Here is an 8394-nt window from a genome sequence, read left to right on the forward strand (position 1 = left end):
TGTATCGCACCCAGTCGACCACGCCGGGCCCTCAGCCGAGCACGAGATTCCTTCTCAGCCTGGCGGCATTTCCTGTTATAGCCTGGGTGCGGATCCGGAAGGAGGTGCTCCCGACGCCAGTCGCCGGCGCCATCCCGGTACTCCCGACGGAACGCCCGTTTGAACGGCCTGCGGTCGAGGAACCAGACCGCAGCTGCAGCGCTCGCCATCCCGGTACTCCCGACGGAACGCCCGTTTGAACGGCCTGCGGTCGAGGAACCAGACCGCAGCTGCAGCGCTCGCCATCCCGAACCGGGCGTACCGCGGGTCAGATAACATCACCCGGGCCGCGAGCAGCCGCTGCCCGCGCAGGTACGCTCGGACGCGCCACGCGAGAGGAACTCCTCGCCCGCAACATCGCACAGTTGACGACCCTGTCCGCCGAACAACGAGCCCGACGCACAGCATGGACCGCAGCTCAAACCCGCGTTTTCACTCGTGGCCGAAGAGGGCGACGCCGCCCACCCTTCTCGGGGCATAACCGAGGCCTGACGTACGGACCTGCTGCCCTTCAGTGCAACTGGTGGCCTAGCCGACGTCCGATTTCGATGCGACGAGGCCATCCCCGGGCGGCCGCTGTCGCGGGTGGTGGTTCCGGACGAGCTGCTGCTGATCGCGAAGGCGATTGACGCCGAGACCGTGGAGAACACATCGGCGGTGCCGGTGGCGCTCGCGCGGCGGATTCTCTGGTCGATGCTTGGCGCGTCGTCGCGTGCGAGGCCCATCGACTCGACGCGCAAGCGATCTTCCACCACCTGGAGGGCCCGGACGTAACCCACAGCGTGCGGTCCTTCCTCGAGAAGCGTCAGCCATGTTCACCGCGCGGATCGGCGAGTACCTCGACGTCGTGCCGGCACGTCTGGCAGACATTCCATGAGGGCTGCTCAGTGCGCGTTTCTGCCGGGCATCCCCACCGGCCGGCCTAGTGCAGCGCCCGGTTGAGACTGCCCGCAGCGGTGGACACCGGCGGACCGCCGTGCACAGATAAGCGACAGAGCACCATGTCATGGAGCCGCTGTGTGTCAGACAACAGTCAAACGTTCGATGCCTTCATCTATGGAGGTGGATTGCTATGGCGGTCCCTGTCGTGGGTGCGCGCAGGGCGTCGGGCGGCGCGCGGCCGAAACTGCCGTCCTGGGCCCATTCGGTCGCGGTCAACGCACTCGAGAAGCGACTTAGATTCTTGGACGCCGCGTCCACTTCCGACGACCGACGGGCTCGTCCCGCCCCTTAAGAACAGATATGGTAATTGCGACGTTCTCTCAAACGCGCTTTAGGAGATCAAACTGGTCTGTGAAGGTGTGTCGTTGTGGTCGGATAGCTGGTCACTGTGGCCGGTTGTGAGCCGTTCGTCGACCATGACAGACCCAGTCGCTGATCAGTCAGAAACGCCAACGCTTCTCGAAGACGCTCCTACCGCCCGGGGCCGGATTAGCGCAGGGGCCGGAAGGCGGTGCGGATCTCGGTGCTGAAGAGCTGGGGCTCCTCCCAGGCGACGAAGTGCCCACCCTTGTCGACCCTGGAGTAGTAATACAGGTTGTGGTAGCTCTGCTCAGCCCAGCTGCGAGGTGCCTGGTAGATCTCACCGGGGAAGACAGTGATCGCCGCGGGTACGGAGACATTAGCCGCGATAAAGGTGCTGGCCTTGTTCTCCCAGTACAGCTGTGCGGACGAGGACGCGGTGTTGGTGAGCCAGTATAGAGTGATTTCATCGAGTATTTCGTCGAGCGTGAGGGAGCGTTCGGGAATGCCGCCGCTGTAGGTCCACGCGGCGATCTTGTCATACATCCACGCGGCAAGCCCGGTCGGTGAGTCCGCCAATGCGAATCCGACTGTCTCCGGGCGGGTCACCATGATGGCGGAGTAGCCGGTGCCGAGCTGGAAGAAGGTGTTGAGTCCGTCGAAGGCGGCTCGTTCCTCGTCGGACAGTCCGGTCGGCGCGGGGTCGCCGTCGTGGAGCACCTTCGCGACGTCGGCCGGAAGGACCGAGGGCAAGTTCACGTGGATGCCGAGCAGTCCCTCGGCCCGGTGGCGGGCCAGCATGTCGGTGACCGCCGAGCCCCAGTCCCCGCCCTGCGCCACGTACTGGTCGTAGCCCAGGCGTTTCATCAGCGTTGCCCAGGCGCGTGCGATGCGGTCGGGCCCCCAGCCGGGGCCGGTGGGCTTGCCGGAGAAGCCGTACCCCGGCAGCGACGGGATCACCAGGTGGAACGCGTCCTCGGCGCGACCCCCGTGGGCAGTGGGGTTGGTCAGCGGGGCGATCACGTTCAGCAGCTCCAGGATTGATCCCGGCCAGCCGTGCGTGATGATGAGGGGCAGCGCGTTCTCGTGGCGGGAACGGACGTGAAGGAAATGGATGTCGAGCCCGTCGATCTCCGTGACGTACTGAGGCTGGGCGTTCACCCTGGCTTCGAGCCTGTTCAAGTCGTAGCCAGAGCCCCAGTAGCGGGCAAGGTCGTGCATCCGCGCCAGTTGCACCCCCTGTGACTGATTGGGCACAGTTTCCTTGGTAGGCCACCTTGTCGCGCGCAGCCGCCGCCGCAGGTCGGTGAGGTCCCTCTTCGGTACATCCACCCGAAACCGGCGGATCGACGCCGTGCCGGTCGCCGTTTCTGCAACCGTGACGGCGGAAGCTGTGGATGCGCTGGAGAACATGCTGGACGCACCGGTGCCGATGGCCGTCGCCATGATAGCGCCGGCGGACGTAGCCAGGAAACTGCGTCTCGAGCGAGCGGAAGACCGGTCGAGCATGAATGTATTCCTTTCGCCGGAAGAATTAGATCGAACCAAGACCTCGTGTGATTCATCGGACGCCTTCAGTACCCAGGAGGCGACCGGTCAGAGCAGGCCTCGCTGATAAACCGCGCAGAGTGCCCTTGAACTACGTGGATCATGAATACGTTAACTGGTCCCGCGCTCGGCGGATGTGGAGCTCATTTTGGCACGGACGACATCTTTATGGGTCAAGACGTAGATCATGCCCCATCCGCGCTGTTCCGACTCTTTCTGTAGATTGTGAGGCATCCGACATGAAGCCGATGCAGGTCATCATGGGTTGGGTCGCAACGGAGGTCAAGCCTGCTGTCCGGATGTGCGGGACACGCTGGCGCCGAGCTCCGGGCGTCACAGATCTCGAGACGTCAAATCGTTTACTAGGGTTGCACTCCGCGCATGGCCTAGGGCAACCTGGCTCGATCTCGCATTCGGATGAGAGGCGGATTCCAATCGTCGACCGTCGTCAAGGTGCAGCATCGATGTCTTGCGGATCACGGAGTTTCAACGGCTCCGATATCAGCTCGATAGCCGCGGGTTCGCTAATCTGCTACGGCTACCGGTTTAAGAAGCACTGGTCGGTCCGGCCCGTCGTTCCTCCTGCACATACTGAGTTAACTTCCCGGATGGACTGCCGGCGTCTGAAGGAAGGGAAGACTGCTGGTGATGTGGTGGGCAGACTGGACGGCGTGAGGCACACCAGTATGATAAATGGGGCGTCAGCCATGACCGATCAACAGGTCGACTTGCATCGGCGGCGCCGGATCCGGTCACGGCTGGCCGATATCGGCGCTCGCCATGAGTGATCAACTGAGTGACAACGGGCCCGGACATGCATCGTCGAGGACGGTCGTCCACGGACGAGTCGACGTCGTCAACTGCTGAAACGCCCTCGTGGGCAAGTCCCTTGCATTGCTTCACGCCGATGCGGTCGAACCACATTGCGACCGAGATGAGCACCGCCTGGCTATGGCCACCGTAGTCGGTCGAGGCATCTGCGGCGTTGGCGCGACCACGGTTCGATAGGCCGTGATGTGTTGAGTGGGCCTTGTGGAGCTCACCCCCGTGGAACGGTCTGGGGGAGTGCGGCAGCGCCGGGCGAGGGCGTCGGAGCCGCGGCGTCGGCAGGCTGTTGTTCGGTTCTCCAGTGCAGAACTGGGGTTGGTCCGAGAACGTGCGGCGCTCGCCGGCCTTGCGGTTGGTGCCTGGATCGGACAGACCGCGATCGAGGCGGCGGAGGGCGGCACCAGCACATCGATCGGGCTTCCCGATTTGCTGCTGCTGCATGCTGACGTTGTGCTCGCCGGGCAGCTGGCCGGTCCGGATGCCCCCGAAGTTGCCGAACGTGTGGCCTGTCTCCTCGCGCGGCTGGACGCGGCGATCGACCTGGTCGTGGCGGAGTTTGAGCGGGGCAGTCGGTGATCACGAAGGTGGTGCATGGCTGGCGGGTCGGTGGGCTGATCGCCTATCTGATGGGTCCGGGGCGGGTGCAGGAGCACGTGCGGCCGCGGGTGATCGCCAGTTGGGACGGGCGGGACGCGGGTTGGCAGCCGGAGCAGACCGGGCCGGGGGAGTTCGACCGGGACGTGGCGCCGCTGATTCGCGCGGTTCGGGCGCCCGCTGTTGCCGCGGGTCTCCCGGAGCGCGACGCGGATGGCAAGCGCGGGTACGTGTGGCATTGCTCGGCGGGGGTCGCGGCGGGGGATCGGGTGTTGTCGGATGCGGAGTGGGCGTCGGTTGCACGGGAGCTACTCGATGGCGCCGGCGTCGCGGAGCAGGGGGACGCGGGCGGGCCCCGGTGGGTGGCGATTCGGCATGCTGATGACCATGTCCATATTGCGGTGGTGCTGGTGCGGCAGGACAGCTGTCGCAGGTTCTGGCCGAGCCAGGACTACCCGCGGCTCAGGGAGACTGCGCAGCGGATCGAACAGCGCTTGGGCCTGACGGTGACTGCTGCCGCGGATGGGACGGCGGCACGTGCGCCGGGGCGGGGGGAGATCGAGAAGACTCGCCGGCAGGGCAGGAAGCCGGCACGGGTCGAGCTGGCTCGGGCGGTACGCGTCGCAGCTGTTGCTGCGGATGGTCCTCTGGCGTTCCTCGCGGCACTCGAGGACGCCGGTTACCTCGTGGAGCTGCGGCAGGCCCCTTCCGGTGATCCGCTCGGGTACAAGGTCGCACGGCGAGGGGACATCACCGCGTCGGGCGAGCCGGTGTTCTACAGCGGGAGCAAGTTGGCGCCGGATCTGTCGCTGCCGCGGTTGATGCGAGCGTGGGGCGAGGCGGCGGAGGGCTCGGCGGCAGCGATTCCGGTTGAGGCGGCGCGGCGGCGGGTCGAGCGAGCTCGTGCCGCAGTGTGTGAGGCGCGCAGCGGTCGAGGTTGCGAAGACCCCGACGGGATCGCCCACGCCACTCGAGATGTGCTGACCGCACTGGCTGGATATGGGGATGGGCTGAGCTCCGCCGCGGATGCGTTCGACCGTGCTGCCCGACCGCCGCGTGGAGCAGGTATGCGGTTGGGGCGGTCGGGGGCGGGGCTTCGACGAGTTGCGCCCCAGCTCGTCCGCCGCCCTCGCGGAACGTTCGGATCTCCGAATGATGGCGGGCCGGCTGTGGTGGTGTTGGTTGTGGCCTTGGCGGCCTTGTTGCGCGAGGTGGCTGCGTGGCAGCGGGAGCACGACCGGGAGCACCAGGCCGCTGCGTCACGAGCGCGGCGGCGGACATGGTCAGCATTTGGGCCGAGGACAGAACGTCAGCATCTGCCGTTGTGGTGCCGGGCCACGAGATGGTCACGCATCGACCACGGCGCGATCTGCCGGCGCCGCGACGCTCCGGCCAGCCGCGCGGCTGATCCGCATGTCGCGCTCACGATGTCTCTCGGAGGCGGAGAAGGATGCAGCGGAATCGGCAGTCGGTCAGCGTGATCGTCGCGCTGGTCGGTCGGCAGGACACCGCGGTGAAGGTGCATCGGCCGAATACCGACGGTGCCGCGGTGAGCGTGCGGGTCGGGGCGGCGCTGCTCTACATGCATGATTCCGAGACCGTGGCGAAGTTCGCGCGCACGTGGAATGACATTGGGCCTTCTTCATTGTTTCTTCCGAGGGAGACCGACTTGAGTAAAGTTGCGCCTATCGCGGGTGCATCTGAGCCCGCGGTCATGTTCGAGGCTCGTGACTCTCCACCGGCTGTCGCGCGCCTGGAACGACCGGTGGGTCGTCCGAGCTATCTTCGGGTTACGCTCGGACGTGTCCTTTTCGATGTTCGTGACCGGGGAGCGTTTCATTCCACTGCGTTGGCGTTCCGCCGAGCCGAGGAGCTTGCGGAGGCCTTCTACCGACCATGGACATTGACTCCTCGAGAACAGGCCGAACTCGCCGCAGCCCGCATCTTCCCCGCGCCGGTCAGGACTCCCCGATCTACCCGGGGCGCCGGATCGCAGATCGGGACTGCACGTCCTTCTCCGCCGGTTCACGCGGCTCGACCTACGCACAGCGCTGGGGGAGCGCTCCTGAGGTGACAAGCGGAGCAGAGACGAGGTGAGCGGCCGCCCGAGGCGTCGTCAGACGTCTGCTCGCGGACGCGCTGATCGGTTGTGTGCGTCAGCCTGCGACGAGGCGCATTGGGGCGGCCAGAACGTCTGGGGTCGACCGCGCGGCCGCAGAGCTGGGCCGGCTCTGCAGCCTGCGGCTCGCGATCTCCGCGGTTTCCGACACGGCCCGGCCCAGGTCCGCCAGGCGCGCCGGGGCGAACGTGGAATCCGGCCCGGCTATCGACAACGCTCCAGCGGGCTGCCCATCGGCTCCAATGACCGCCGCGGCCACCGACGTACGCCGCGGCTGGAACGACCGGCACACGAGGTAGCCCTGGATACGCGCGCTAGCGAGCTCCTCCGCCAGCGCCGCCATATCGGGAAGCGAAATCTGCTCCTGCCTGCAGACACGCCGCACACGCTGGTCGGCGTCCTCCGGGTCAAGCGCGGCCAACGCGATCTTGCCGCACCCGGACATGAACACCGGCACCCGCATACCGACCCGGTTCATCATGCTCACCCGGATCGGGCCGGACTGCCGGTGCACATAGATCACCCAACCCTCCACGAGCTGACCCACGTGCAGCTCCTGACCCGCGCTGCGCTGCAGCCCCGGGGTGCTGCCCTCAACCGCCTCGACAAGCCCGGTGCGATCGATGATCAATCCGCCCAGCTCAAGCAGCAGCGGCCCCAGCCGATAGCCGGCGCGAGGCACCACCTCCAGCAGACCTTCCGACACCAGGGCCCGGCACAGCAGATGGACGGTGGATCGCGGCAATCCCGTGCGGTCGGCCAATGCGCGTACCGAGAGCACATTCAATGTCGGGCAGAATGCCCGGAGAATCCGTGCTGCCTTCCCAACAGATGCAGCCATGAATCGAAGCCTCCTTTGCACGTCGGAATACGTCCAGGAACGGTTTCGAGAACCGCTCGGAATACTTCCGATTGACCATCGCTTTACAGATCACAAAGGGTCTGGCATCATCAAATACAGAGTAGATCGTCGGGCGTATACGGCATCGGTCAGCAAGCCGTTGGGACCCGTGTACGGCAGCCGGGGCGGCCGACTCCAGAAGCTCCGCCGAGGACGGCGATGCTTTTCCGGCGCTCGGATGATGTCGAGCCTGCAGATCCGGTCGCCGTCGAGTGTCAGGGAGATCACGAAGTCACAGTTGTCGTCCTCTGGTAGCCACCACGAGCTTGGCACCGCTCTGGCCGATCGCGGTGGTGCCGCAACGGCCGATGCCGATCAGGCGCACCCGGTCAGGAAGTGACGACTACGGCGGCTGCGCAGGAGTCCGTTCCCGACACGTGCTCGACGAGGTCGGCTCCGGTGCCGGCCGCGCGCATGCCGGCGAGTAGCTGTGCGGTCAGCTCGGCCGTGCGGGGGCGCAGCGCCTCCACCCGCCGAGTGGTGAACGCGCCGGCTAGGAGCTTGCGTGGCCGTGTGTGGTCGGGAGGGTCCATGTTCATGGTCGAGTTGACGTTGTCCTCGAGCTCCGGCCTGACCCGCGGCATGTCCCGTCCGACCACGGCGGCACGGCTGAAGCGCGGGTCGCTGAGCACGGTGCGGACGTCGGCGTGTCGGACGGCGAGCCAGGCCTCCCCGCCGTAGGGCAGCATCACGCGGGAGACCGGCTCGTCGCGGAGCAGTTCCTGGTAGGTCGGGTCGAGTTCGAGCTGATCGGACTCGTTGAAGGGATAGGGCCGGGCCATGTGATCCTCCGATGTGGTTGACGCTGATCAGGCCTCGGACGGGGCCTTCGCGAGCCGCTCGGGATCGGTGCCCGGTGCCGAGGAGAGCTGCTCAGCCTTGGTCGCCGTCGTGGTGACCGGTGTCGAAAGGGATATTCGGCAATTCGGATATACCGCGCCGCGGGCAGTATGTGCCGGATCATCGGGAGCTCGGGATCCGCGGTGCGGGCTTGTCATCGCATCTGAGATGTCGCTGGTTCGGGCCAGTCGACCACAGCCGGCCCTCGGCTGGGCAAGGGATTCCTTCTCAGCCTGGCGGCATTTCCTGCGTCACCGCTGTGGGGCGGATTCGGATGGGAGGC

At 66.2% G+C, this 8394-nt stretch carries 6 protein-coding genes; 3 read left to right on the forward strand and 3 right to left on the reverse strand.

Going from position 1 to position 8394, the window contains the following annotated elements:
* Positions 1-624: 624 nt before the first annotated feature.
* A complete protein-coding gene (locus ABD743_RS16005) occupies positions 625-813 on the forward strand; it encodes a hypothetical protein (RefSeq protein ID WP_344722868.1) in 189 nt (62 codons plus the stop codon).
* 657 nt (positions 814-1470) lie between these two features.
* On the opposite strand, the gene ABD743_RS16010 is transcribed toward ABD743_RS16005, so the two are convergent.
* Complete coding sequence (locus ABD743_RS16010) at positions 1471-2790, reverse strand: epoxide hydrolase family protein (RefSeq protein WP_344722869.1); 1320 nt, start codon at positions 2788-2790, stop codon at positions 1471-1473.
* Between the two features lie 1104 nt (positions 2791-3894).
* Here ABD743_RS16010 and ABD743_RS16015 point away from each other — a divergent pair.
* Positions 3895-4233: a hypothetical protein gene (locus tag ABD743_RS16015; protein ID WP_344722870.1), complete on the forward strand. Its 339-nt coding sequence runs from the start codon at positions 3895-3897 to the stop codon at positions 4231-4233.
* A gap of 50 nt (positions 4234-4283) precedes the next feature.
* Entirely contained in the window at positions 4284-5732 is a 1449-nt protein-coding gene (locus ABD743_RS44500; protein WP_379659257.1) for a relaxase/mobilization nuclease domain-containing protein, read from the forward strand.
* 675 nt (positions 5733-6407) lie between these two features.
* Here the strand turns inward: ABD743_RS44500 and ABD743_RS16020 are convergent.
* The gene (locus tag ABD743_RS16020) at positions 6408-7211 is read right to left on the reverse strand and encodes an IclR family transcriptional regulator (RefSeq protein WP_344722871.1); all 804 of its coding nucleotides are present in this window, start codon (positions 7209-7211) and stop codon (positions 6408-6410) included.
* A 389-nt stretch (positions 7212-7600) separates the two neighbouring features.
* Positions 7601-8053 carry a cytochrome P450 family protein gene (locus tag ABD743_RS16025; protein WP_344722872.1) on the reverse strand — a complete coding sequence of 151 codons (453 nt, stop codon included), beginning with the start codon at positions 8051-8053 and terminating at the stop codon, positions 7601-7603.
* Between the last annotated feature and the right edge of the window lie 341 nt (positions 8054-8394).

This window comes from Pseudonocardia yunnanensis (assembly GCF_039534065.1).
Taxonomy (GTDB): Bacteria; Actinomycetota; Actinomycetes; order Mycobacteriales; family Pseudonocardiaceae; genus Pseudonocardia; species Pseudonocardia yunnanensis.

Bases quoted from the DNA above. Each gene is read 5' to 3' on its own strand.
- ABD743_RS16010 (WP_344722869.1), bottom strand. From the start codon at position 2,790: ATGCTCGACCGGTCTTCCGCTCGCTCGAGACGCAGTTTCCTGGCTACG.
- ABD743_RS44500 (WP_379659257.1), top strand. From the start codon at position 4,284: ATGGGTCCGGGGCGGGTGCAGGAGCACGTGCGGCCGCGGGTGATCGCC.
- ABD743_RS16020 (WP_344722871.1), bottom strand. From the start codon at position 7,211: ATGGCTGCATCTGTTGGGAAGGCAGCACGGATTCTCCGGGCATTCTGC.
- ABD743_RS16025 (WP_344722872.1), bottom strand. From the start codon at position 8,053: ATGGCCCGGCCCTATCCCTTCAACGAGTCCGATCAGCTCGAACTCGAC.